This is a genomic window from Klebsiella sp. R445, assembly GCF_051131755.1.
In the GTDB taxonomy this organism is placed as follows: domain Bacteria; phylum Pseudomonadota; class Gammaproteobacteria; order Enterobacterales; family Enterobacteriaceae; genus Klebsiella; species Klebsiella lignicola.
In genome coordinates, this window is sequence record NZ_CP180446.1 from 491,037 (window position 1) to 516,061 (window position 25,025).

Consider the following 25,025-nt stretch of genomic DNA (forward strand, 5'->3'; position numbering starts at 1 on the left):
GGAAAGGTTAATTGGAATTGACTGTTTTTCGTCAGGTTATAAAGAATACAACCCGCTGCTATCTCGATTAGATGTCTTGATTAGCGATAACTGCAGCTTCTAATTTCAGTAAGAAAAATAATTCAAAGGACGTATCGATTTTGTGCTGCCAGAAAGTGCATATTCAAGGAGATACAATGAAAACATCTATCGCAATTGCTCTGCATGACACTAATATTTTCTTTTTACAAGGCATGCGGCATATTTTAGATGACTACTTTCTTGCAAAAGGAATGAGCGTCAGATTTACACCTGCAAATAGCGGTCACCGGGCGAACCTGATTGTGAATAGTGCCTTCCCGTGGGGGGGTGAGAAAAAAATGATTAAAATCACGGTAATACACGATAATTTTTGGGGGGATTGTATTTATCTTCAGGGGATAATCAACCGTAATGAGAAACCGGCGGCGATAGTCAGTTTGTTGGATAAACTGCTGACCCCTTCGGGTACAAATACTTTCCGTGGGGACACAACCCTCATTCGTTTTACGTCCCGCGAACAAGAAGTGCTGTTAAAAATATCGGCGCAGCTACCGATGAGCCAAATCGCCCGTAAAATGCAGCTCAGCGTGAAGACCGTCAGCTCGCATAAACACTCGGCAATGCGCAAATTAAAACTCACCAGCAATCAGGAACTGTATGACTGGATGTTGCAGAGCGGCATGATCATCCAGCATAGAAATCATGCCTGGTGGTCAGCATCAAGCGAAGAGTCACAGCTTTCATAAGGAATACCACGCCGATGCAACAGGGCGAGAAGCCTGCCACGCTTCCCGCCCTTTCGATCAGTGACCTGTTTACCGGCTGCTATTTTTTGCCGTTGGGTTTTAACTGCTCCCCGGTTTTCAGGGCGAACAGCTCTTCGTCGCGGGTTGAAATACGCACGCTGCCGTCGGCTACCCGATATGCGCCTTCGGTAAATCCTGAACCGTTGAGAAACTGAGGGACGGCATCCGCTTTATTTTGCAGCGCGGCTTCGAGAGCTAACAGCGCATAGGGATCGATGTTATCGATATTGGCGTACTGGATATTTTGCTGGTCAACAAAAAAACCGTTCAGGCGGTGCTGCTGCAGGATGTTATCCGCCACCTTCTGGGCCAGCTGCAGATAATTTTGCTGGCTGGTGGCCTGCCACAGATCGATGAGGGCAAAAATAGCGTACGGATCGCTGTTTTTGCTGCCCATATTGAGCTGTGCCTTTATGCCGTCTGGCTCGCCGATATCCCCCAGCCCTTCGCTGCTGGCAATCCCGCGGGCAACCTTCCACAGTTCGCTATCTTTGGCCAGGGTATAGGCTCTGGCATAGGACAACAGAAATTCACTGCCGGCCGGATAAGGTTTCAGTACGCTGCCTTTTTTACCGTAGTAGCCATCACGCGGTAAGGTGTAATTCGACAGGTCGGTACCATTGGCCAGCATCGGGCGGAAGGTATTATTGCTGGCATCATAGGCGTAATGGGCAAAGGCTTTCAGTCCGTCGACCGTCCATTTCTGAATATCGGCGCCGTTGCTGCCCAATGATTTCGCTAGCGCCAGTTGCATCAGCGCATTTTCTGAATACAGCGTACTGGTCCGCCCCTTCAGCAGCATATTGCCTTCCAGCGCCGTCGGGCCAAACTCCGGGCCAAACTGGCGCTGGGCGCGATCGCCATATTTCGAATTGGTATCGCTGTCGTCGTTGGTTTCCGCCCGCTTGAGCGGCTGTGTAAATTGATAGACGCCAAGGCCGGTTTGCTTATCGCGCGGTAAAACGTACTGCTCCGCCAGGCGCTTGGCCCACACCAGTGCTCCCGGCTCGTTATTGTATTTGTACAGCATCGACGCGGAGTAAATCAGGTCATTACCGGCATTGAGGAAGCTCAGCCCCTTGGTGGCAAAAAATGGCGGCTGTTGGGTAAAACTACTGTCCCACAGTTTACCCATTTTCTTGTCATACTGGCCGTGACGACTGGTTTCGATCACCTCCCAGTCGTAGACATGCGCGTTCCAGAAACCGCGAATAAACCGCACCGTTGCCGGTTTATCCACGGCAAACATCAGCTCATAATAGGGATAGGCATTTTTTAATTCATGAACCAGTTCTTTCTCACTGGGGCCTTCGGGTTGCAGGGTTTTCAGATCAATAAAGCGGTGGCCGCCCCAGATCAGTAATCCGCTGTTGTCCTGATAATGCTTGAAATAATAGCGCACGGTCTCTTCGGCGCGTTTTTTGTATTTCTCGTCACCGGTGAGATTGCTCAGACCAACCAATACCCGCATCAGATTTTGCTGCGCTGAAAAGTTTGACAGCACCGCGCTGCGGCCATCAGGAAAGACCCACATCATCTGTTCGCCGGTTCTCGGGTCGACGCCGCTGGCAAGCAGTGGCGACGGGCTGCTGCCATGGTATTTATCCCCGGCTTTATCCAGCACGGTATCGGCGAAGATTTTCACGGCGTCTAAACGTGAATTATCGGCATACGCCGTGGAGCAAGACAAAAGCAATAAACTGCTGGAGACAGCGATTAAACGGAAATTCATTGAAACCCCTTATTCTAATAATAAGCCTGCTGCTCGGAGAAATGTATCTTTGCGGCGCTGAAGTGGTCCTAAACTATTCGCCCATATACATCTCCCGATAAGAAAATACGTATTTATCATGCACGCCGGACAGGAACCGCGCAGCACATCACAAAACATCGTTTCATTTTAATTGAAATGACTAGCGGTTTAGGATCTGGAGATGTTTATGCTTGTCGGAACCGTCCTCTCAGCAGCTATCGTTCATCAGATTCGTCTTAATTTGTGGCCAAATGGGTAACAGCATGGCGAGGATGGGAATCCGCGCTTTTTTTATCTACGTCATCTGGAGCCAGGCACATTTTTTTGTGTCGAGAACGGTGTATAAAACACAAACAAACTCGATAATTATGTTTATAAAATGTTATTAACACAGGCCAGGCCTGATAGTTGACTGACGGTATCGTCAGGGTTTCGCGCGGAGGCGTATTACCATATAACACGCTGTTATATAAAGCCTTTCCAAAAGTTTACAATTAAATATTTTTGTAACCATTTCCTTGCTGAATGTAAAACATTGGTTATATTTATGGGTAGATGTGTAATTCGAATATCCGAACACACCTTCCGTTTGGATGTGTAAACCGACGAGGAATTTAATGAAACTGACACCCATAATGAAGGGAATGGTATTAGCCGGTGTGCTATCTACCATTGCGCTTCCTGCCCTGGCGGACGTCACGCCAAAAGAAGCGACGGCGGAAACTAAGAAGACCAACGACGCGCTGTATAACCAACTCCCCTTCTCCGATAACACCGATTTCACCAACGCCCACAAAGGTTTTATTGCCGCACTGCCTACCGAAGTGATCAAAGGCGAGCAAGGCAACGTCATCTGGAACCCTGAGCAGTACTCCTTCATTAAGGAAGGCGAAAAAGCACCAGATACCGTTAACCCAAGCCTGTGGCGCCAGTCCCAGCTGATCAACATCAGCGGCCTGTTTGAAGTTACCGACGGCGTGTATCAGATCCGTAACCTTGACCTTTCCAACATGACCATCATTGAAGGGAAAGAAGGGATTACCGTCGTTGACCCGCTGGTTTCTGCTGAAACTGCGAAAGTCGGGATGGATCTGTACTACAAAAACCGCGGTAAAAAACCGGTGGTTGCTGTCATTTATACCCATAGCCACGTTGACCACTATGGCGGCGTGCGCGGCGTGATTGACGAAGCCGATGTGAAATCCGGCAAGGTCAAAGTCTATGCACCGTCTGGCTTTATGGAAGCGGCCGTAGCGGAAAACATCATGGCCGGTAACGTCATGAGCCGCCGCGCCAGCTACATGTACGGCAACCTGCTGAAGCCTGATACCAAAGGCCAGGTGGGCGCCGGTCTGGGGACCACCACCTCTGCCGGTACGGTGACCCTGATTGCCCCGACCAACATCATCGAAAAAGACGGCCAGAAAGAAGTGATCGACGGCCTGACTTACGACTTTATGCTGGCCCCGGGCTCCGAAGCCCCGTCTGAAATGCTGTGGTTTATCGAAGAGAAGAAACTCATCGAAGCCGCGGAAGATGTGACCCACACCCTGCATAACACCTACTCCCTGCGCGGCGCGAAGATCCGTGAACCGCTGCCATGGTCGAAATATATCAACGAAGCGATTGTGCGCTGGGGTGATAAAGCTGAGATCATCATGGCTCAGCACCACTGGCCGACCTGGGGCAACGAGAACGTCGTTAAGCTGCTGAAAAGCCAGCGTGACCTCTATCGTTACATCAACGACCAGACTCTGCGCATGGCCAACGAAGGCCTGACCCGTGACGAAATCGCCGCCAAATTCAAACTGCCGGACAGTCTGGCGCATACCTGGGCTAACCGCGGTTACTACGGTTCCGTCAGCCATGACGTGAAGGCTACCTACGTGCTGTACCTTGGCTGGTTCGACGGCAACCCGGCAACCCTCGACGAACTGCCGCCGGAAGAAGCGGCGAAGAAATTCGTTGAGTACATGGGCGGCGCCGATGCCATCATGAATAAAGCCAAAGAAGACTACTCGCAGGGTAACTACCGTTGGGTAGCGCAGGTTGTCAGCAAGATTGTCTTCGCTGACCCGAAAAACCAGGACGCGCGTAATCTGGAAGCGGATGCGCTGGAGCAGTTGGGCTATCAGGCTGAATCTGGCCCGTGGCGTAACTTCTACCTGACCGGTGCGCAGGAATTGCGTAACGGCGTGGTGAAAGGACCAACACCAAATACCGCCAGCCCGGATACCGTTCGAGCCATGACCCCGGAAATGTTCTTCGACTATCTGGCGGTACATATTAACGGTGAAAAAGCCGGTAATGCCAAAGCGGTGTTTAACATCGACCTTGGCAACGACGGCGGCAAATATAAGCTGGAGCTGGAAAACGGCGTGCTGAACCACACCGCCAATGCCGAAGCAAAAGACGCCGATGCGACCATCGTGCTTGACCGTGCGACGCTCAACAAAATCATCCTGAAAGAAGAAACGCTGAAACAGGCTGAAGATAAGGGCGAAGTCAAAATCACCGGCAACGGTGACAAGCTCAACGAGATGCTGGGCTATATGGACAAGTTCGAGTTCTGGTTCAACATCGTTACGCCGTAAGCCATCGCGACGTCATCACCATCAGGCCCGGGAAATATTCCGGGCTTTTTTATTTTTAAATAATATTTCTGAATGCGCGCCGAAAGGGAAACCATCGCCACCGAACGCACGGCCGAAGGTAACCGCCAGGCAGCAGAAATTCGTTCCAGAGCCGACCGCGATGCGCGGATCACCGTCGCCGACGCCTCGGTTAAAGCGGCGACCATTACCGCACAGGCGCAGAAAGACTCGGCGGCGATTTATGCCAAAGCCTATGCGCTTGACCCGCAGCTCTACAATTTGCTGCGCTCGCTCGACACCCTGAATGATGTCGTCAACAAGAGCACCCGTATTGTTCTGAGTACCGATTCCGCGCCGTTTACCTCGCTGGTACAAAAACCCAACGATGTCGCTAAGGCTGCGCCATGAAAAAACAATCCATCGGTAACAGCGCCTGGGGGCAATCCTACCGCATCGCGTTTTTTGACCTGTATGGCAGCCACGCTGCTGCTGGTGCTAATGATTTTCGGTCACATCCTTGAAGAGCGCAGCGTGATGGGCACCCGCCAGGCGATCGCCGGGCTAACGCAACTGACCCGCAGCAAGGCCCGTCGTGTGAAAGCCGATGGTTCGCTTGAGGAAATCGACAGCCAGTCTATTCGCCAGGGTGATGTGGTTGAAATTCGTGCCGGGGATAAAGTACCGGCCGACGGTAAGATATTGGGGTTCTACGCCGGAAACGCCGAAATTTCCGGCACGAGATTTTTAGTGATCTTTCGGCACGTCAATGACTCCATCTGCGATGCCTTGCGCCAACCTTTCCATCCATTTTGCAAAGCGAAAATATCCAGGGTATTGCAGACAAATGTAGTCCATCTGAACTTTTTGAAGAGCTGTCCATTACCCGCTTTAAAGCATCCATATAGTCATAACAACCCTGCAATAACTGAGCATCGCCATTTTCTGTCAGAGGGAACCGGCAGGCATAATCATGAACTATTTTCGCCAGCTGTTCGGCGGTTAAGTCGATCATTTTATCTCCTAGTTAGAGCCAAAGGAGGCAATTACCCCCTTTGGTTCTCCTCCTCATCAGGCACAACAACGATCGTTCCATGAGTCTCTATAGATAATATTACCCTCTGTATACTTCCAGGTAATTGCCTCATAACGCAATTCGAGAGTTTCCAGATGGGTGCTGCTCATGCCAGTAGGGGCAAGGTAAGGGGAAACTGTCGTGATTTTGACATTTTCCAGGATGATATTGAAATATTCAGACTCAATGCCCGATTCCAGTATTCGGTACATCTTGATCGTTGCTTTTTTCAATATGCGGCCTTCACATACGGCGCGATACAAAATAGGTGTCGTTTGGTCAAATTCTTTCACTATCGTGATCGGGCTATGGACGCGCGTTCCGGTAAGTTTTCCCCAACTGGGATCTACCGGGATGGTTACACCATGCGAAAATGATTTCAATTCGATGGAACCCAAACGCAGGGGCATTAAACAACTACCAACAATAGGCGATCCGTTTTCATCTTCAAGCCACAAATGAGCGGGGGTAGACATATAATTTCCTTATCAGTGATAATTTAAATAACTGTGATATTCACGCTGTCACCATTTACAGTAACGCGTAAAAATAACAATCATAACTATGGCGAATACGCCTATAGGCCAGACAGGGCTGTCAGGGAAAAAATACCCCTGAAGCAGTGCGAAAATAACCGTGAAAATCACAGGCCCGTAAAGCGATGATAGAAACCTGAGTTGCCACAGTAGAAATTTCTTTAGTGATTGAATCATGGTTATCTGATCATCCGGGTGATGATATTTGCTATGTCGGAATCAGATGACCATTGCGCTTCAAGTGCGCCCGCGCGCTCGAATACCGGGTCAATCAGGAAATACATCATTTCCAGTTGTTGCATGTAAAGAGCGGAGTAATAGACTGGATATTGGACGTGTAAACGATGGGCACTATCCGCCGCTTTCTGAACCAGGCCATATGTAGCCACAACCCCCGCAACCGTACCCGCTGCACGTCCTGTAAGGGCACTGAGTTGCATACTTAGATTCAATCCAATACGAACGCTGGTAGCGACCGCTAAAGCGTACCCTGCACCCGTAAGGGTGCTGGCAGCGATATGGACATTCACTGCCATAAGCGCTTTTTTTATATGCTCTAATTGAGCGTTAGTTTTGTATTTGAATATTACCTCAAAGTAGATCCGAAGCATTTCATAGACAACGTCACCATGTTGGATAATGCGAATAACAGCATTCCTGAAGCGCAGATCTTCCGTCTTTTGCTGTTGGCAAACATCGTTATATTCATCGGTGAAACAGGATGTGTAATACAGCAGGCGGGTCGCCCCCTTCCCTAATGTATCAACCTGGTTTCTGACCTGTTCGCCAACGGCAGAAATAGAATGATCGAGCTTCAGTGCAAGAATCTTGTTGGCCTTTAGGTAACTGATAACTTCATTGTTGTTGTACATAACTGCTCCATGCTAATTTTCATTAAATCCCGTTTTCCATTATTTTCCACGAGAAAGCGTCCGATAGACCGTGGGGCGAGAGACGGAGAATAATTCAGCCAGATCGCTGATAGAATACTCGCCGCTTCCGTGCATCCTGCAAAGCTCTTTCTGCTGTTTATCTGATAACTTCGGCTGCTTCCCCCGCAGTTTTCCTTTCGCCCGGGCAATAGCCATACCTTCTCGGACCTTCAAACTCGGCAAATGTCGCCAGCACATTGAAGAACATTTTCCCCATAGGGTCTGCCGGATCGTAGAGGCTGTTACCCAGAGCAAGCTTCACGCCACGGGCCTGAAGGGCATCAGCAATATCTCTTGCATCCGGAACTGAACGGGCCAGCCTGTCCAGTTTTGGTACGACCAGCGTGTCTCCCTGGCGAACTATTGACCTGGATACGCTGGTTGCAGGGCTGAAATTGGGGTAACGGAAATTTCGGCGGTTCCGGCGTAGAACCCCATATTGAGCGGCTATGCCAGCCTGGATGTGGCCTCCATTACCGGCGAGCAATCAACGCTGGGCATTTCCCGGCAAACGTCAGGTCGTCGGCTGCCCGGCGAGCCAGGCATACACTGACGCGAGATCCTGTTCGGCAAACCCGTCACCGACGGCCTCATCCCAACAGTCGGCAATTTTGGCCAGGATCGGTAATTCGGTATCCTCCGCGGCATCAAGCGCCAGCTTCGCGTCTTTCAAGGCATGACTCAGTTGCATCTGCGGTGTGAAGTCATTCCCGGCGATCATATCCAGTTTGCCTTTGATATAAGGCGCGGCCAGCGGGCCACCATCCAGTGCGCCCCACAACGCCTGCGGCGTAAAGCCTAACTTCGCTGCCAGCAGCGTGCTCTCCGCCACCCCTTCCATCATAGTGATCAGCCACGCGTTGAGCACCAGCTTCATCTTCTGGCTGTCCCCGGCTTCGGCATACCATTGTGTACCGCGGGCGATCGCAGCAAATACCGTTTCGGCATCTGCGCTGCGCTGGCGGTCGCCGCTGGCCAGCACCAGAATCTGGGCGTTCTCGGCGGGCTTTTTGGTGCCGGACACCGGCGCATCAAGGTAAACCATGGTCGGGCGCAGGGATTCCAGCAGGCCGATGGCATCGCGGGTACTCTCTACGCCAATGGTGCCCATCTGGCAAAAAATGGCCGAGGCCTGCGCAGTCGGGGCGATCTCGCGGATCGTCTGTAGGGTCGCTTCGCCATCGGTCAGCACCGACAGGATCACACTTGCCTGCGCCACGGCCTGCTGCGGCGTGTCATGGCGAACAAGCCCGTGCGCGAGTAAATCTTCACCCCGCTCTGGGGAACGGTTCCAGCCGTGAACGGTGAAGCCTTTTTTTAACAGATTACTGGCAAATGCATGCCCCATCGCACCCAGTCCCAGAACGGCGACAACCGGTAAACTCATGACATTTTCTCCCGCGTGTAGGTTTATTTCCTCCTGCCGTGACCTGAAAGTCCATCACAGCGGCGGAGTATAAGGTCATCCAGTATGCCTGTTTCTGCCATCGAGGCCACTACCATTCAGCGCGGATAGTTTTACCCACGGCACGGTTCAGAGATTGTTGCCATGCTTCCCGGCTCGAGCGGACGCTTGTGGAAATCGTCACGCTCGCTTGCAAACCGTATTTTCGGCATTGACCGTGCAGCAGGCAACTTTTTACGTGACACTGTCACTCATTAAGTCACCCCAAGATAAGCATTTCTGACCTCAGGGTTGTTTAACAGCTCCCTGCCCGTCCCGCTCAGTTGGATCTGGCCGTTAACCATCACATAGGCGCGATCGGAGAGCTTCAGCGCGTGATGCGCATTTTGCTCCACCAGGAACAGCGTCATGCCCTGCTGCGTCAACTCACGCAGGATCTGGAAAATCTGCTTCACCACCAGCGGCGCCAGTCCGAGGCTGGGTTCATCCAGCAGCAACAGTTTGGGGCGGCTCATTAACGCGCGGGCAATCGCCAGCATCTGCTGTTCGCCACCGGAGAGCGTCATGGCTCGCTGGGAGCGGCGTTCCTCAAGACGGGGAAACAGCTGGTACATCCGCGCCTTATCCTCGTTTTGATAGCGGTTGCCGATGGGGATGGTCCCCATCAACAGATTTTCCTCAACGGTCATGTCGGCAAAGATCCGCCGCCCCTCCGGGGCCTGGGCAATTCCGTTGCTGGCGATAAAGTGGGTAGACTGACGGCTGATATCTTCCCCGCGATAGCGAATTTGCCCCTCGGCGATGCGTGGTTGGCCGAAAATAGACATCAGCAGCGTCGATTTACCGGCGCCGTTGGCGCCGATCAGTGCCACCGTCTCTCCTTCATTGACCGTTAACGAGACCTGCTTCAGCGCCTGAATCTGGCCGTAAAACACGTCAACCTGACGAAACTCGAGCAACGGCTGGTTCATTCGGCGATCTCCTCTTCATCCGTGCCCAGATAGGCCGCAATTACGCTGGTGTTCGACTGGATTTCCTTCGGTTCGCCGCGGGCGATCACATCGCCATGATCGAGGACGATGACATGATCGGAAATCTCCATCACCATCCCCATATCATGCTCAATCAGCAGCACCGTGACGCCGTGATGCTGGCGCAGGAAGCGGATAATCTTGCTCAGGGTCTGCGTTTCCACCGGGTTAAGACCAGCGGCGGGTTCATCCAGACAGATCATCTCCGGCCCGGTACACATTGCCCGGGCGATCTCCAGCCGCCGCTGTTGACCATAGGAGAGCGTGCCCGCCAGCAGGTTTGCGCAATCCACCATGCCGACCACCTCCAGCCAGTAAAAGGCCCGGTCCAGCGCCTGGTTCTCCGCCTGGCGATAGCCGCGGGTATTTAAAATACCCGCCAGCAAATTCCGATTGACCTGCATATGCTGGGCCACCAGTAGGTTTTCAATCACCGACATGTCGCGAAACAGACGGATATTCTGGAAGGTCCGCGCCAGCCCCGCCCGGTTCACCAGATGGGTCCCGCCAAACATCTTGTAATAGAGACGGGTGCCCAGCGCCGACGGATGGAGAAAATCGGCCGGATGGATCTTTTGCCCGAGCACCTGAATTACATCGGTCATTTTGGTCCGGGCATGCAAGCGGATGGCCCCGCCGGTGGCGCGATAAAAGCCGGTCAGACAGTTAAACACCGTGGTTTTCCCGGCGCCGTTTGGGCCAATCAGCGCGGTAATTGACCCTCTCTTTACCTCAAGGTTGACGTCATTCAGGGCTTTAATTCCGCCAAAATGCATCATCAGATGCTCAACCTGCAAAATGTTGTCACTCATGGCGCCACTCCCTTACGTACCGCCACCCCGGTGCGGCTGGTGCGTACCAGCCCCCGAGGCCGCCAGATCATCATCAGCACCATTAATACGCCAAACAGCAGCACCCGATACTCATCAAAACCACGCAACAACTCCGGTGCCACCGTCAGCACGAAGGCCGCCAATACCACCCCAAGGGTCGAGCCCATGCCGCCCAGCACCACGATCGCCAGAATCAGCGCCGACTCGAAGAAGGTAAACGACGTCGGGTTGACGAACCCCTGATAGGTGGCAAAAAAGACCCCGGCAATCCCGGCCGTCGACGCCCCCAGCATAAATGCCGAGAGTTTCACCAGCACATGGTTCAGCCCCATCGCCCGACAGGCGATCTCATCTTCGCGCAGCGCCTCCCAGGCACGGCCGATGGGCATCCGCGTCAGGCGATGTTTAATGAACAGCACCAGCAGCACCACCAGGCAGAGCACGCCGTAAATAAAGATAAACTTGAGGTTAGGGTTATAGTTGATGTGCAAAAATTCGTGGATCGGCACCCCGCCGTCTTTTGCCCGCCGGCCAAATTCGAGGCCAAACAGCGTCGGCGCCGGAACTGAAACCCCATTAGGCCCGCCGGTAAAGCTGACCCAGTTGTTGAGTACCAGGCGGATAATCTCGCCAAAGCCGAGGGTGACGATCGCCAGATAGTCGCCATGCATACGCAGTACCGGGAACCCCAGCAACGCCCCCGCCAGCGCGGCCATAATGGCGCCAATCGGCAGCATCGCCCAGAACCCCAGCCCGAGATACTGATAGCCGAGCGCCAGGCCATAGGCGCCAATGGCATAGAACGCCACGTAACCAAGATCCAGCAGCCCCGCCAGACCGACCACAATATTTAACCCCAGACCGAGCAGCACGTAGATAAGCCCGAGGATCGCCACCGTCAGCAGGTATTTCGTGGCGATGAACGGAAAGGCAAACGCCACCACCATCAGCAGAGGCAGGATCCAACGCAGACGTGAACGATAGCCAACCGGACGCACGTACACACCATCATCCGCCCCTTCAAAGCGGGCGAGAAACTGACGTCCGCGACGGCTTTGCAACAGCAGGCTTAGCGCCAGCCGCCCGACCATCACAATCCCGACCAGTACCGCCACGCGATGCGTCGACATGTTGAAACTGTAACCCTTGAGAACAATGCCCACTATCGGGCCAAAGACAACCAGCGCACACAATCCGGCCAGGACGCTATCAATCAGACTACGCCTGATGTCGAGCCCTGGCTGACGGGATACTTCAGCCATGTTTTACCCCTTAAACCTTGGCAACCATTGGACGACCGAGCAGCCCCTGCGGGCGGAAAATCAGGATCGCCACCAGCAGAGCGAAGGAAAACACATCTTTGTAATCAGAGTTCACCAGTCCGGCAAACTGCGCCTCGGCAACGCCCAGCAGCAAACCGCCCAGCATCGCGCCCGGTAACGAACCAATTCCCCCCAGCACCGCGGCGGTAAAGGCCTTGATCCCGATAATGAAGCCGATATAAAAATCGAAGGTGCCATAGTTCATGGTGACCAGCACGCCGGCCAGCCCGGCCATCGCCGCGCCAATCACAAAGACCAGTGAGATAACCCGGTCGGTGTTAATCCCGAGGATCGCCGCCATACGCCGGTCCTGCTGTGTCGCCCGGCAGATCCGCCCGAGACGGGTGTACTGAATCACCCAGGTCAGGACGATCATCCCGACCAGCGCCGCCGCGAGGATAAACAGCTTGGTCCAGGTGATTTGCACAATGCCGTCGCCCACGTCAAAACGCAGAACGCCGGTGATAAGGGTCGGGATCCCCTGCTGATTAGGGCCCTGACTGATTTGCACATAGTTTTGCAGAATAAGGGACATGCCGATGGCTGAGATCAGCGGAGCCAGTCGGGTGGAGTTACGCAGCGGCCGGTAGGCAATGCGTTCAATGGTCCAGCCATAAACGCCGGTCACGACAATGGTGAACACCAGGGTGCCGAAGATCAGTAAAGGGAACGAGTGGATGCCAAAATAAGAGAGTAATGCCAGCCCGATAGCGCACAGGTAGGCTGAGACCATATACACCTCGCCGTGGGCGAAGTTAATCATACCGATGATGCCATAAACCATGGTGTAGCCAATCGCTATCAGACCGTATACGGCCCCCAGCGTCAGCCCATTGATCAGTTGTTGCAGAAAAAACGCTTCCATAGACACCATCCTGCCGGTAAACAGGCAGCGACGGCGCATCCCGCCATACGCTGCCTTTTTTACGAGTCACACCCTTTGTTACTCCAGGGCCTGAAAAGTCAGCTAGCCGTTAAAGCTGATGATATTTGCCTTTGTCATCCCACTGATAAACGACGTAATCCGACACTTTCAGGTCGCCTTTACCATCCCAGGCTTTTTTACCCATGACGGTATCGACGCTATTGGTTTTCAGCCATTCGCTGGCTTTGGTGTTATCGGTCCCGACAGCGTTATAAGCGGCGGCAATTGCCTGAATCGAGGCATAGGCATACAGGGTGTAGCCTTCCGGTTCAAAACCGCTGGCGCGGAATTTTTCGATCACCGTTTTCCCTTCAGGGATCGTGCGCGGGTCTTTACCGAAGGTCATGAGCACCCCGTTGGTGAACTGTGGACCACCGGCGGCAGTGACCAGCTCTTCCGTGACCACACAGTCGCCGGAGAAGAATTTGGCCTGAACGCCCTGTTCTCTCATCTGGCGAACCAGCGGACCGGCTTCCGGATGACATCCGCCGAAAAAGACCACGTCAGGCTTGAGCGCACCAATCTTGGTGACCAGCGCGTTGAAGTCCTTTTCGCCACGGGATAAGCCTTCGTACAGCACCTCTTTGGTGCCACGCTTCGCCAACGCGGCACGGGTGGCATCCGCCAGCCCCTGGCCGTAGGTGTCTTTATCATGGATCACGGCGATTTTTTTGGCCTTCAGCACATCCAGCATATAATTCGCCGCAATGGCCCCTTGCTGATCGTCACGACCGCACATGCGGAACATGTCCTTCATGCCGCGCTCGGTGATTAACGGGTTAGTCGAGCCTGGGGTGATGGTCAGAATACCGGCCTCGTCATACACCTCTGATGCAGGCATGGTCGAGGAAGAACAGAAGTGACCCACCACCGCAGAAACTCCAGACTCATCGACCAGACGGTTGGCCACCGCCACGGCCTGTTTCGGTTCGCAGGCATCGTCGCCCTGAACCAGAACAATTTTCTCGCCTTTGATTCCTCCTGCCGCATTAATATCCGCGACCGCCTGCGATGCCCCTTTCCAGTACTGGGCGCCATAGGTGGCGTTGGGGCCGGTGAACGGTCCTGCGACGCCTATTTTCACATCCGCCTGTGCGTAAAATGCCACGCTCATACAACCCGCAATCGCAAAATGAAGAGCTAACTTTTTAAGTTTCAGAGACATTCGATATTCCTCAGCGATCTATAGCCTGGCGCCATGAAATGGCGCGGAAAATATCATTTACTGTTTGGTATGTACTGTATACACCCTAAATAATTCGAGTTGCCTGTAGGCTGCAAGACCGTAAATCCCTCAGGTAAGTGACTGGGTGAACGGGTGCAGCCAACACCCGGGCAGCTTGAAGAATGACGGGTATAGCCGGGGTGGAAGAAGCAATAATCCCGCCAGGGAGAAATGACAAGCCAGATCGCTTACTGATGGATAGAGGTAACGCGTGATCGCCACGCTTACCGCCTCCGGCTAATGTGCATTTCAGTACAAGTCAGGAGGTCTGTTGCCATCACGTGGCGAGTCGGGAACTGAGGCGTCCATATTGACCAGCGAGCTAAACATAGCTGCTCTTTTTCGCCGTTGCGCACTGGCCTGGTGCAAAAGTGCGAAAATGATCATGAGAGTGAATAATTTTGTTGCAGTAGTGTGAACAAACTAACAAGAAGTTAATAGAAATCAAGGCGTGCCTCACCGGGCGCTGGCGGAAACGGAAATTTCACGCTATGTGCGCCGACGGGATCGCCGGGATACCGTCGCGCTGATTGACTTAGCGGCGCATCATAGGACAATGTCCCTTTTGCAACTCTTTCACGAGCTGGCGTATATGATCCACTGCTCTCGTAGCGCGCGTGTTGTCTCTAAAATCACTCTTGCCGGCCTGGCCGTCGCCGGCGCATTGTTGCTGGTCCATTGCACCAGCAAGCCGCCGGTATCTCTGGTAACCCCGCTGCCGTCGCCGATTAAACAGCCCGGTCTGCCCCGCAGCAATGAACCGGTACGCGGCGTCTGGCTGACCACGGTATCCCGCCTCGACTGGCCGCCGGTGGAGTCCGTTACCCTCAGCGATCCGCAGATGCGCATCCGCCAGCAGCAGAACGCTTTGACCGCCAAACTGGATAAGCTGAAAAGCCTCGGGATCAACACCGTGTTTTTCCAGGTTAAACCGGATGGTACCGCCCTGTGGCCGTCAAAGATCCTGCCCTGGTCGGATATGCTGACCGGTAAAATTGGTCAGGATCCGGGCTACGATCCGCTGAAGTTTATGCTGGATGAGGCCCACAAACGCGGGATGCGGGTACACGCCTGGTTTAATCCCTATCGCGTTTCCGTGAATACCCGGCCTCGTACCGTCAGCGAGCTTATCGCCACGCTGTCGCAAACCCCCGCCAGCGTCTTCGTGCTGCATCGTGACTGGATCCGAACTTCCGGCGACCGCTTTGTCCTCGACCCCGGTATTCCGGAAGTCCGCGACTGGATCACCAGCATCGTTGCCGAAGTGGTGGAGCACTACCCGGTGGATGGCGTCCAGTTTGATGACTACTTCTATACCGAAACGCCGGGCTCTACCCTGAATGACAATCAGACCTACCGCACCTACGGTCAGGGATATGCCTCAAAGGCGGACTGGCGGCGGCATAACACCCAACAGCTGATTGCCCAGGTCTCAAAGGCTATCAAGCAGCAGAATCCCACGATTGAATTTGGCGTCAGCCCCGCTGGCGTCTGGCGTAACCGCTCCCACGATCCGACGGGGTCTGATACCCGCGGCGCGGCGGCCTACGATGAGTCTTTTGCCGATACCCGCAGCTGGGTGCAGCAAGGGCTACTCGACTACATCGCCCCGCAGATTTACTGGCCTTTCGCCCGCGATGCGGCGCGATATGATGTGCTGGCAAAATGGTGGGCAGACGTAGTGAAGCCGACCGGAACCCGACTGTATATTGGTATTGCGCTCTATAAGGTTGGCGAACCGTCCAAAAATGAGCCTGACTGGATGGTCAACGGCGGCGTGCCGGAGCTGAAAAAACAGCTGGACCTAAACGAATCGACGCCGCAAATCCAGGGCACCATTCTGTTCCGGGAGAACTATCTCAACCAGCCGCAAACCCAGCAGGCGGTCAACTATCTGAAAAGCCGCTGGGGTGACGGTCAGAAGCCGGTGACGCCAGCGCAGTCCGCAAGCGTGAATGGCGTTTTTGCAGGTGAGAAGTAATGGCGTGATAGACCGACGGTGAGAAATCAGGCGGTAAAGTACGCGTTACCGCCTCAATCGCTTGGGGAATGTGGTCGGAAAAATAGTGCAAAATCTCCAGCATCTGCTCCTGAGCAAATCCCACCTCTTTGGCGGTGGCTAAAAAATGACGTGGATAGAGCGTACTAATCTCCGTTTTTCGGCCTTTAGTGGCCTTCATGCTCATCGAGAGTTTGAGATCGCTCAGATGCAGTCCCGTACCCCCCAGCAGCGGATACGCCGAAATAATGTCGTAGAACGGCGTCAGCCGGTAACTGCCTCCGGGCTGAAGGAACACTGAGAAATTCTTTGCATGGCCATCCGTGGCGCCCATTAGCCACTGGAAAACAATAAATTTCATAAAGTCATAACGATCTTTCAGCGCATCACTTGAGCCCAGCAGAAAGGCCATAACCTGACGAATCCCCGGCCCGCCATCTGACTCATACTTCATCGATGAAGGGAGGCCAAACGCCTGGCACAAATCTTCTTGTGGCAGACGCAGTAGCACCGTGTTGTCCAGCGCCCAGCGTCGGTCAAATCGCGCGACTGCCAACGCCCTGATGTTCCTGGTCTGAATAATTCCGGCGTCCGGCACCGTAAAATCCAGCGCCCGGGCCAGCGCTAAACACAAGAATTCATTGTCTACGCTCTCGCTCAGATCGAGCACCGCGTCGGGCTGGCGTATTTCACCGATCGGCAGCTTAATGATATGGGTGGTGGGGGTGGTTCCGGTAGGAATGCACCACTGATTGCCGATTTTCAGCAGCGCGGTTTTTTCCTGCGCGCCAGCCACTGAAATGCGAAAGTCATCATGCTCATTGACCATACCGAGTGGAATATCGGCCTGATAGGCGGTCAGCAGCGCGTCTAGCGCGTTGTCATCCAGCGTCTTCCAGCGCAACGTCCTCTGTCCGTTGTTTTCACCTGGCGGAAGCAATGTCACTGCCCCGACGCTGTCCCGACCAATTTCGGCCAGCAGATCAAAGGGCTGTTTTGACCGTGCCTGATAGCGTTTGACGATCCGGTCCCGAATCACGGGGCTGTCTGGCAGCAAATTATCGAAGTAATTAAATACTGCGTCACTGGTGATGTTACCGTACTGCAACGGCAGCGACAGGGAGAGTGGTCTGGCACGAGGGTTACGCATCCAGGCATCGTCATAGCGGAAAATATGCGCCCCGTTAGCTTGTTTAACTAACTCGCCAACTCGTTCGTTGTTCATCCATGTTTCCAGAGTTGCCATTACCAGTTCAGATCCTCTGTGTTGTCGTCATGCTCAGTGTTGTTGTCGCCGTTTTTCGCCTTTATGACCATCGACATTTCCAGCGACTGGAGAATTTTGAATAACGTGGTTAGCGACGTTTTATCTGGATGATTTTCAAAGTTAGAAATGGTGGCCTGCTTGATCCCTATCCGCCGGGCCAGATCGTTTTGCGTCCACTGATTTTTCTGGCGCATTAACTTAAGGTAGTTCGCCAACTGGACCGGACTGTATATCATCGGTAAATCACTCACGCCCTCTCCTTATCCTCTTGTGGGGATAAAGCATTATTTATACCCTGATAGGGATAAAGTCAACCAATAAAATATCCCCTTGTGGGGATAATGGCGATGATATCCCCACAAGGGGATAAACAAGAGAATGCGGTACTCAGTCGGCAGGAATTAAAAACTCATCGCCAGGCCGATGCCATAACCTCGGGTGTTATCCCCGAACATATAGCGCGCCACCAGACGGGTGCGGCTGATGAACACGGGATACTTGCTGCTGTCCAGCTCCAGCCCGACGCCAAGGGACGTGAGTCCGTTAAACCCCAGGGTTCCGCGTTGATCGCCGAGATACTCGGTGTGCGCCCCTTCCAGCACGTAGCGCACCGGACTTTTCAGCAGCGTCCAGTCGGAGACAGGCGCCCGTCGACGCAGGTACAGTCCAAGGTTTTCCGCGCTGGAGTGTCCGCTGACGGCTTCCGGCGTGCTGCCGAACGTTTGCAGGCTCATACCGGAATAGCGTAATTCGACATCGATATCCTGAACCTCAGAGAACAGCTCGTAGTCGAGCATCAGCGAACCGCCAAGCCCGTAGGCATTCAGCCGGCCACCGTCAAGAAACTTGAAATCCGCATCCCGGCGATGTTCGACCACCCTGCTGCCAATCCGCACATCGCTGGCCATCGTCCCGAGCATAAAATTGAAAATCGGTCGCAGCACCAGCGTGCCGCCCGATTTATCAGTGTACAGTTTGAAGTCCCAGCCAATGCCGCCGGTGCCGGTCAGACTGTTCCATTTAGTCGGCACTTTGCGACTTTGATCACCATCGCTCACCACAAATTGCGGATCATAGCGGCTGTAACCCAGAGTGCCTTCCAGATAAATGGGAAATTGCTGGCTTAAGGTGGCCCCGCCGCCAAACTGGGTAATCGACAGCTGGTTTTTCTCGTTTGTGCCGGACCCAATATTCAGGTCGCTGGCGGTGACATCCGGCACGACGGTGTAGCTCATCAGCATCAGCACGGCATTTGAGCGTTGTTTTAACTGACTGCCGTCAAGGGCGAAACTGGCCGGACACACCAGCAATAAGACGCTAAACAGCGTGGAAGTACGGCGCAAAGAGCCCCTCATTTCGTCGTTGAAACCTCAGCCATGGAGCAGAAGATGGGATGTTCAATCGCGTCTGATCATACAAACAAAACAGACAGTTGCCATTATCACTGAGTATAGCGGCAGTTTCACATTCCTCCTCTCACGGCCTCACCCGCGCGCGCAAGGCAGACGACCGATCAGGGGCGTTTAACGGCCAGCCAGATCGTCCGCCCGCCACAGTGCGGGTCTTCAACTACGTGTTGGAGAACATCAAAGCCGTGGGTGTCCAGCAGCTGGCGATACTCCTGCGGCGCCAGGCTGGCATGATACAGCGCATCCCCTTCAAACTGGCCAATCGCCTCACCGTTACCGGTGCCGCTGGTAAACATCAGCGGCGCATGGGGATTGGCGTGGGCCGCGAACCGCTGAAACAACGCCCGCTGCGCATCCCGGGTTTGGTGAAAAAAGCTGTCCCAGGCCAGCAGGCCATCAAACCGTCTTGCCAACGCCAGGCTCCGCATATCCGCGACCTGCCACTGCTGGCCGGGATAGTCACGACGACAGCGGGCAATCATCGCGGCAGAGCTGTCCACCCCGCTGACGGAAAACCCCTGCCGTAGCAGATACCCCGCGATCGGCGTGCCGTTGCCGCAGCCGATATCCAGAATGTCACCGCCGGGTCTGACCTGTGCCAGAAATGCGTCCAGCCAGGACTGCTCAAACAAGCTGGTCGGGCGCAACACGGCCCAACGATCCGCGTATCGCTCATACAGATCGATAATATCCTCGGCGCACGGATGATCTGGAATGCCGTTCTCATTGGATGACATAGTACGCTTCCCTTCAGGTTCAGTATTTTTCCACCAGATAGAGCTTCACTTTATTGCGCCCCTCTTTCTTGGCAGCATACAACGCCTTATCAACACGGTTAAATAACTGATCGATCTGCTCGCTCTGTTGATGCTCGGCGACGCCAATGCTGACGGTGATACTCGCCCCCTGTTCTGGAATGTGGAAATGACTCACCGCCAGACGAATCGCTTCGGCCATCTCCAGCGCCCGGTCGATGGCGGTGGCCGGGAGAAACAACAAAAACTCCTCGCCGCCCCAGCGATAAATTTTGTCCTGTGGCTTGCCGGCGGCTTCAAGAATGCGCGAAATCGCCAGCAACACCTCATCACCTTTCTGATGACCGTGGTTATCATTGATGGCTTTGAAATTATCGACATCAACCAGCAGCAGGCAAAAACCTTCCATTTTAAATAATGACGAATCCACAATGCGATAAAACTCACGGCGGTTGAGCAGCCCGGTTAACGGGTCGTGGGTCGCCGCAAATTCCAGCTCCTTTTTCAGGTGCACCTCTTCGGTTATGTCATGAATAATGCACAGCATCAGGCGAATGTTGTGCAGCACCACCGGCCCGGCGTAGGTCTGAACGTAGCGCAGCGATCCATCGGAGAGCACATGGGTAAAATTGAGCGGCTTATGCCCGCCCGGCAGGTTCGCCACGCTATGCATCACCGGCAGCACATCCCGGCCCATCGAGTTAATCTGCCAGGTATGGCGGGTACGCATCTCCTCGGCGGTGTAATTATAAAAACGCAGGGCGGCAATATTCGCATCAATAATTCGGCCATCTTGTGCCGGATCGATTAACAACATGGGCGCTGAGCTGGTCATAAAAAAACGGGCAAAAAAGCGATTACTGCGTCGCTTGTAATGTTGAGAGGCCGCAACGCTTAACGATTCATTCTTTTGCAGAATCTTCACGGCTTCAAACAGAATTAAGGTGTCATATTCTGCTGATTTAATTAACGTGGTTTTACAATAGACCGAAATCAGACCTTCGGTCGCTTTTATTGTCCAGACTTCGAATACTTCAACAATATTTTTGAAATAGTAAAGGTAGTTCTGCAGGCTGAGCTCCGGGCAGCTCGAGACGCTACCTTTGCGCATCTCGTCCAGCGACATCTCCCCACTGAGCGTTCTGGAGGCAGGGTTGGCATAGACGATGGTTTCTTTAAAAGGATGAACTACCCATACAGGAGTACTTAATAAATCAAAAATCGTTAGTTCTTTTAATAACATGCAGCCCTCCATCTGACAGGCACCACGCATCAAAATAATAACCTGTCGCCAATACCCCTCCATGGGATAAAGGAAATTGGAGGATTCAGGGAATGTCGATACATGATGAAGACGGGGGAAGTATAGTTCTTTTTTTATGCATTAATACAAGGCACAACAACAAACTTTGCCATGCCATTACGTAAACCGGGAAAATACCCGGTTTATCGTATTTTATTATTTCTCTATGCGTTCAAGCTGGGTTTTATCCGCCTTCTGCGCGCGGTCGGCCAGCCCCTGGAACTGCTCCGGGGTATAGAAGCCATCGGGCATCGGCAACGAGCGCATATCATGTCCCGGATGAATTTGCAGTTGCCCAAGCTGAGCAAGCGTAAAGCCATCCACCGACACCGGCAGCGTAAGCTGGTATGGAATGGCGTTTTCGAACGGCACCGGCGTCGGCAACCGCGTATCGCTCAGCGCATAGTTCCGTTTAAGCACCAGGAATTTATCCGGCACCCGCCGCTTGCTGTTCCACCAGTCGCCATCGAGCTTGCGGAACATCGCTTCGGTTTCGTTGCGTGGCGCCACCGTTAATTTAACCAGCACCTGCTTCAGCGCGCTCTCCATGGCCTGATTATACTCGTCGACGGAGTCAACATGGCCTTGCAGAATAACGTTGATCGCAAGCCTGGCGCCCAGCAGATTCGAATAGAGATCTTCTGGTGAAAATGCCGAGATCTCTTCCGAAAAACCCGGTACCGACTGGAAACCATACCACTGAGCAATCTCGTGCCACTGCGCCAGCTCATAGGCCAGATAGCCTGCCAGCCAGGCGGCAATTTCATAGCGCTGGTGCATAGAAGCCGGCGGCGTAAAGGCATTCAGCTGAATTCGCCGTACCCCCAGTTCTTCGCTGTAGAACACCCGCCCGCTTTGCCCCAGATTAGGGAAAATGCGGCTAAACAGATAAAAGGTGTTGTCTGCCGTATCGCGCACGTGGGCAATATCAATAAACCCACCGCGCCGGGTATAGATCAGGCCATTTTTCTCTTCGCTCAGCCCCACCAGATTTTTGACCGCCCCTAACGCGCTGTCGTTGTAATGATGCCGCCCCAGCGTATCGAGGGTTAAGACGTTGCCAATCTGATAAACCGGAATCGGCACCCCGATAGCCCTGACATGCAGGTCGTAACCAAAAGCACAGCACGGACGCAGCGATTCCGGCGCCGTCAGATGACTGACCACCGGTGTCACATGAGAAACGGGAACGATCGGCAATACCGGGTCCTGGGCACAGACCGAAAAAGCGGCCGCCAATAATACAAACAAGCCATTGCGCATTAACATTGTCTCCAGGACAGAAAATTATGCATCACAAACAGCGCCTGTGATGTTAAAAACGGTACTCTCCGGCGACAAAGAAACTGTTACGTTCGTTAAAGCCAATCTCGGTTAACACGTTAAAATTCTGCGTAATTTCATATTGCGCCCCGATCAGCATATTCCACGGCGAAGAGAGACGCTGCTTCACATCGAACTTGCCCTGATCGTCTTTATTGACGGCGGCGATTAACGGCTGAAGCTCCGGCGGCATGTGCAAATCAGAGAGGTTGCCTTTGAACTCCTGCTGCACGTTCTGGTACATGCTGCCCACCCAGATGCTTAAGTTCGACGGCCCGGCAATGCCCTGCAGATTAAAGCGGTAGCCGACCCGCGGTGACACGGTAGTGGCGGAGATTTTACCGTCGAGGATATCGAAATCGGTGCGGGTATAGTTGGTATCCACCAGACCAAACCAGTTGCCATAGCCCCCGGCGAGGGTAAAGCCGGTGCCCCAGGTGGTCCCTTTAAAATCCAGCGCGAAGTCGATATTTTGCAGCTGGCCGCTTTCATACAAACGATGCACCGACCCGGCAATCACCCGGTCCAGACCGCGGTATTTTGACGGGTCGGCGTCAACGGAGACTTTTGACAACGAGGAGCCACGAGTGTGGCCGACGATGCCGTAGACATTAAGAAAAGGAAACACCCACATATCCAGACGCAGGTTTTCAGTTTTGCTTTTCTGCCGCGTATGACCGGCGTCAATGGCAAACATATCGCTGGGTATGGCGTGGTTGCCAAGCGCCAGACCGGAAAAAGAGATACTGTCGACCAGGATATCCTGGCGAATGTTCATGTAACTTAAATTGACCCCGAACGGCAGCGGAATGGAATATCCACGCGCTCTTGCTTCATCACCCCAGATAGGGAAATAGCTGTCGTTACTGCTGCCGGTACTGTCGGCAGTGGTGGCCCCCCAGGCGGTACCCGACGTTAACAACAACGTAATTACGGTTTTAGTCCATCGCATTTTCTTTTATCTGACCTTAAAGTCCGGAACCTACATTAAAATAGACCGCCTGTTCATGCTCGCTGAAGGCGATATCTATCCCCGTATGTAATCCATACTGGCGCGCTATCAGGTAACGAAAACCTGTCCCCCACGCCACTTCTGTCTGGTCCCACAATGCATGCGCCTCATCGGCAGCGCTGCCAACGCCAACAAATCCTTGCAGGATCCAGCGCGGCGTAAACTCCCAGGCAAGCTGGGTTTGTGCGGTCGTCACGTAATCGCCCTGATAGCGGTAACGAGAGATGCCGCGTAATTCGATATAAGGACGCGCCATTGGCGTCAGGCGATTATCGTGATGGGTTAATGACTGGTAGTTACCGGCGACGGCGAGCGTTAACGTGCGGCTCAGCGGAAAAAAGTATTTCCCGTCTAAAGAGAACTGGTTGTAGTGATAATCGCCGCCTAACAATGAGCGGTAGAACCGGTACTCTCCCTGCACCGATAACCCTTTCTTAGGATAGAAAAAATTATCCGTCGTGTCATATTCAGCCACCATCCCTAAAGCCGACGACGTGCTCTCCTGACCAAATACCTGCTGCCAGACCCGATTGACCACCGGGTTTTCGGCTGAAATATCGGTTTTCGCGTACACCTGAGAAGCCCCGACAAACACCGGCGAATCGCCAACGCGGAACAGCAGTTTCTGTAACCCACCATAGCCTTTGGTTTGTGAGTGAATGGCCTTGTTTTGATCAAAATGACTTAAGCCGTCGCCGTAGATATCGAGTTTGATATTGGCGTAGCCCATCATCACCAGGTAACGAATGTGGTCGTCATTCCAGGTATGGCGATGGCCGCCGCCGACAAACCAGGTGCCGTTCTGCGTCGCGCCGCCGCCAAAAGCGGTCATCGGTGGGGGAATAAAATTATCCCCTTTGTGGGTGCCTTTACCGTGCAAAAAGAGACCAAACAGACCGCCGCCGTAGCCCACCGCCGGCTCGGTAATGACCATCGGCACCGGAAGAAATCCGTACTGGTTGTCCTGCAGGTAGTGGCTCATGTCCACCATGCCATCTTCAGGATCAAACAGACTGCTCGCTGTAGCAGAAGTAGAAAGCGGCCCGATAAGCGCTAGCAGTAAGGTTGAAAGCGGAAACTTCATGCACTCTCCGGGGATAAGATGGATTCTGAACACCCAGGTAACTGAAGAATAATGGGTTTCAGATAGCAAAAATATATCCTATGGCGCCCTGAACTACCAATTTTCGGTAACAGGTTTTCTTTAATTTTGGACAAAATAAGGAGATTTAGCACACAAATTGCTAACAAAAGTTAACGTGAATATGCAACGAGCGAGGCGGATTGCCGTTGCCAGAAGGTGTGACGTTGTCACTTATTCTGTCGCTTTTCAGCGATGAACCAGGGGATTGTAATCAAAAAGTGAATGCCGTATAACATGGCGCAACCGAGGGGTGTCCCGTGAGGGCTGAGATGGCGTAAGCCGAACCCTTTGAACCTGATCTGGGTCATGCCAGCGAAGGGACGGGTCGGCAATTTTGCCACGCTACCGCCATTGCCTG

At 53.4% G+C, this 25,025-nt stretch carries 21 protein-coding genes, 3 pseudogenes and 1 riboswitch; of the genes and pseudogenes, 5 read left to right on the forward strand and 19 right to left on the reverse strand.

Translation table 11 applies throughout. The features are described from left to right. Nucleotides 1-176 precede the first annotated feature (176 nt). A complete protein-coding gene (locus ACMYSN_RS02310; RefSeq protein ID WP_462496857.1) occupies nt 177-767 on the forward strand; it encodes a helix-turn-helix domain-containing protein in 591 nt (196 codons plus the stop codon). Between the two features lie 79 nt (nt 768-846). Here the strand turns inward: ACMYSN_RS02310 and ACMYSN_RS02315 are convergent, their stop codons facing one another. Continuing rightward, on the reverse strand, nt 847-2,559 hold the full coding sequence (locus ACMYSN_RS02315; RefSeq protein WP_462496858.1) for a pectate lyase: 1,713 nt from the start codon (nt 2,557-2,559) through the stop codon (nt 847-849). 638 nt (nt 2,560-3,197) lie between these two features. Between ACMYSN_RS02315 and ACMYSN_RS02320 the strand changes: the two genes are divergently transcribed. The 3 genes and pseudogenes from ACMYSN_RS02320 to ACMYSN_RS02330 all read left to right on the forward strand — a co-directional run. Further along, nucleotides 3,198-5,174 carry an alkyl/aryl-sulfatase gene (locus ACMYSN_RS02320; RefSeq protein ID WP_462496859.1) on the forward strand — a complete coding sequence of 659 codons (1,977 nt, stop codon included), beginning with the start codon at nt 3,198-3,200 and terminating at the stop codon, nt 5,172-5,174. Nucleotides 5,175-5,246: 72 nt separating this feature from the next. After that, nucleotides 5,247-5,582 (forward strand): SPFH domain-containing protein, encoded by a 336-nt coding sequence (locus ACMYSN_RS02325; protein ID WP_462496860.1) that lies wholly within the window; start codon nt 5,247-5,249, stop codon nt 5,580-5,582. Nucleotides 5,583-5,708: 126 nt separating this feature from the next. Then, a pseudogene (locus tag ACMYSN_RS02330) lies at nt 5,709-5,819 on the forward strand (hypothetical protein); the annotation flags it as partial. Nucleotides 5,820-5,918: 99 nt separating this feature from the next. Here ACMYSN_RS02330 and ACMYSN_RS02335 read toward each other — a convergent pair. The 10 genes and pseudogenes from ACMYSN_RS02335 to ACMYSN_RS02380 all read right to left on the reverse strand — a co-directional run bounded on the left by ACMYSN_RS02335 (nt 5,919) and on the right by ACMYSN_RS02380 (nt 14,338). Further along, nucleotides 5,919-6,186 (reverse strand): annotated as a pseudogene (locus ACMYSN_RS02335) (arylsulfatase regulator). A 56-nt stretch (nt 6,187-6,242) separates the two neighbouring features. Continuing rightward, entirely contained in the window at nt 6,243-6,722 is a 480-nt protein-coding gene (locus tag ACMYSN_RS02340; protein WP_462496861.1) for an Hcp family type VI secretion system effector, read from the reverse strand. 239 nt (nt 6,723-6,961) lie between these two features. Then, nucleotides 6,962-7,654 carry a hypothetical protein gene (locus ACMYSN_RS02345; protein WP_462496862.1) on the reverse strand — a complete coding sequence of 231 codons (693 nt, stop codon included), beginning with the start codon at nt 7,652-7,654 and terminating at the stop codon, nt 6,962-6,964. Nucleotides 7,655-7,693: 39 nt separating this feature from the next. After that, nucleotides 7,694-8,075 (reverse strand): annotated as a pseudogene (locus tag ACMYSN_RS02350) (recombinase family protein); the annotation flags it as partial. A 153-nt stretch (nt 8,076-8,228) separates the two neighbouring features. After that, nucleotides 8,229-9,101, reverse strand: coding sequence for an NAD(P)-dependent oxidoreductase (locus ACMYSN_RS02355; RefSeq protein ID WP_462496863.1), 873 nt, complete (start codon nt 9,099-9,101; stop codon nt 8,229-8,231). 272 nt (nt 9,102-9,373) lie between these two features. Continuing rightward, a complete protein-coding gene (locus ACMYSN_RS02360; RefSeq protein WP_123754325.1) occupies nt 9,374-10,090 on the reverse strand; it encodes an ABC transporter ATP-binding protein in 717 nt (238 codons plus the stop codon). After that, entirely contained in the window at nt 10,087-10,962 is an 876-nt protein-coding gene (locus ACMYSN_RS02365) for an ABC transporter ATP-binding protein (protein WP_123754324.1), read from the reverse strand. The genes ACMYSN_RS02360 and ACMYSN_RS02365 overlap by 4 nt, the downstream gene beginning before the upstream one ends. Beyond that, a complete protein-coding gene (gene livM / locus ACMYSN_RS02370) occupies nt 10,959-12,245 on the reverse strand; it encodes an ABC transporter permease family protein (protein ID WP_462496864.1) in 1,287 nt (428 codons plus the stop codon). The genes ACMYSN_RS02365 and livM overlap by 4 nt, the downstream gene beginning before the upstream one ends. A 10-nt stretch (nt 12,246-12,255) precedes the next feature. Continuing rightward, entirely contained in the window at nt 12,256-13,170 is a 915-nt protein-coding gene (locus ACMYSN_RS02375; RefSeq protein WP_123754322.1) for an ABC transporter permease subunit, read from the reverse strand. Between the two features lie 109 nt (nt 13,171-13,279). Next, a complete protein-coding gene (locus tag ACMYSN_RS02380) occupies nt 13,280-14,338 on the reverse strand; it encodes a branched-chain amino acid ABC transporter substrate-binding protein (protein ID WP_174509025.1) in 1,059 nt (352 codons plus the stop codon). Nucleotides 14,339-15,086: 748 nt separating this feature from the next. On the opposite strand from ACMYSN_RS02380, the gene ACMYSN_RS02385 reads away from it, so the two are divergent. Then, nucleotides 15,087-16,436, forward strand: a complete 1,350-nt coding sequence (locus ACMYSN_RS02385; protein WP_462498183.1) for a glycoside hydrolase family 10 protein — start codon at nt 15,087-15,089, stop codon at nt 16,434-16,436. Here ACMYSN_RS02385 and ACMYSN_RS02390 read toward each other — a convergent pair. The 8 genes from ACMYSN_RS02390 to ACMYSN_RS02425 form a co-directional block, all read right to left on the reverse strand. Continuing rightward, nucleotides 16,342-17,700, reverse strand: a complete 1,359-nt coding sequence (locus ACMYSN_RS02390) for a type II toxin-antitoxin system HipA family toxin (RefSeq protein WP_462496865.1) — start codon at nt 17,698-17,700, stop codon at nt 16,342-16,344. The genes ACMYSN_RS02385 and ACMYSN_RS02390 overlap by 95 nt on opposite strands. Then, complete coding sequence (gene hipB, locus ACMYSN_RS02395) at nt 17,700-17,957, reverse strand: helix-turn-helix domain-containing protein (protein WP_462498184.1); 258 nt, start codon at nt 17,955-17,957, stop codon at nt 17,700-17,702. Before hipB ends, ACMYSN_RS02390 begins: the two co-directional genes overlap by 1 nt. A gap of 165 nt (nt 17,958-18,122) precedes the next feature. Beyond that, nucleotides 18,123-19,076, reverse strand: a complete 954-nt coding sequence (locus tag ACMYSN_RS02400) for a hypothetical protein (RefSeq protein WP_462496866.1) — start codon at nt 19,074-19,076, stop codon at nt 18,123-18,125. A 158-nt stretch (nt 19,077-19,234) separates the two neighbouring features. After that, complete coding sequence (locus ACMYSN_RS02405; protein ID WP_462496867.1) at nt 19,235-19,867, reverse strand: class I SAM-dependent DNA methyltransferase; 633 nt, start codon at nt 19,865-19,867, stop codon at nt 19,235-19,237. A gap of 19 nt (nt 19,868-19,886) precedes the next feature. After that, the gene (locus tag ACMYSN_RS02410) at nt 19,887-21,128 is read right to left on the reverse strand and encodes a GGDEF domain-containing protein (protein WP_462496868.1); all 1,242 of its coding nucleotides are present in this window, start codon (nt 21,126-21,128) and stop codon (nt 19,887-19,889) included. 216 nt (nt 21,129-21,344) lie between these two features. After that, the gene (locus tag ACMYSN_RS02415; RefSeq protein WP_462498185.1) at nt 21,345-22,451 is read right to left on the reverse strand and encodes a DUF4056 domain-containing protein; all 1,107 of its coding nucleotides are present in this window, start codon (nt 22,449-22,451) and stop codon (nt 21,345-21,347) included. 52 nt (nt 22,452-22,503) lie between these two features. Continuing rightward, complete coding sequence (locus ACMYSN_RS02420) at nt 22,504-23,463, reverse strand: hypothetical protein (protein WP_462496869.1); 960 nt, start codon at nt 23,461-23,463, stop codon at nt 22,504-22,506. A 16-nt stretch (nt 23,464-23,479) separates the two neighbouring features. Next, entirely contained in the window at nt 23,480-24,607 is a 1,128-nt protein-coding gene (locus ACMYSN_RS02425) for a BamA/TamA family outer membrane protein (RefSeq protein WP_462496870.1), read from the reverse strand. A 296-nt stretch (nt 24,608-24,903) separates the two neighbouring features. Then, a riboswitch (TPP riboswitch) is annotated at nt 24,904-25,005 on the forward strand. Nucleotides 25,006-25,025 lie beyond the last annotated feature (20 nt).